This is a genomic window from Arthrobacter silviterrae, from assembly GCF_011045165.1.
GTDB lineage: Bacteria > Actinomycetota > Actinomycetes > Actinomycetales > Micrococcaceae > Specibacter > Specibacter silviterrae.
The window spans coordinates 1-502 of record NZ_JAAKZI010000106.1 but is presented as its reverse complement, the minus strand read 5'-3'; the positions used below and the strand labels follow the sequence as shown (position 1 = coordinate 502).

Genomic DNA, 502 nt, shown 5'->3' with positions numbered 1-502 from the left:
CCAGGGCGCCGTTCGCGGCGGGGGCGGGCAGGTGCAGGGACAGCCAGGCCATGCCGTCCGTGCCCGGTTCCACGGCCATGGCGCGTTTGCCGATGGCCTCCCGGGTGCGGGTGGGCAGGGTTTCCGGGTGGGTGCCCTCGCGCATCCTCCGGGCGGCGGAGGCGAAGCGGCCCGGGGTCGTCCCGGGCGCGGCGGCCAGCAGCCGCGCCTCAAACGCGGCGGTGTCCGCCGGGGTGGTGCCGGGGGTTTCGGCCAGGGTGCCGGTTTCGGCCACGATGGTGCAGGCGTGGCGCCAGGACAGCTCCCCGGCGGTCAGGGCATCCAGGGTGTCCCGGCGGTGGGCGGCCAGCTCCGCGGCCTGGTTCGCGAGCATCCGCGCACTGGATTCGGGAATGTGCAGGCTCGCCCCGATCTCGGCCACGGCCGCGGATTCGGCGATCCCGCCCTGCCACCGGTCCAGGGCCAGGGCCGCGGCCTCCACGGCGGCCGCGCCCAGGTGCCG

The 502-nt window shown here is 77.3% G+C and carries 1 protein-coding gene; it reads right to left on the bottom strand.

What is annotated here, in order from left to right; translation table 11 throughout:
• Window positions 1-502, bottom strand: a 502-nt coding sequence (locus tag G6N77_RS19595) for a DUF222 domain-containing protein (RefSeq protein ID WP_165183843.1), incomplete at both ends; no start/stop codon positions are given.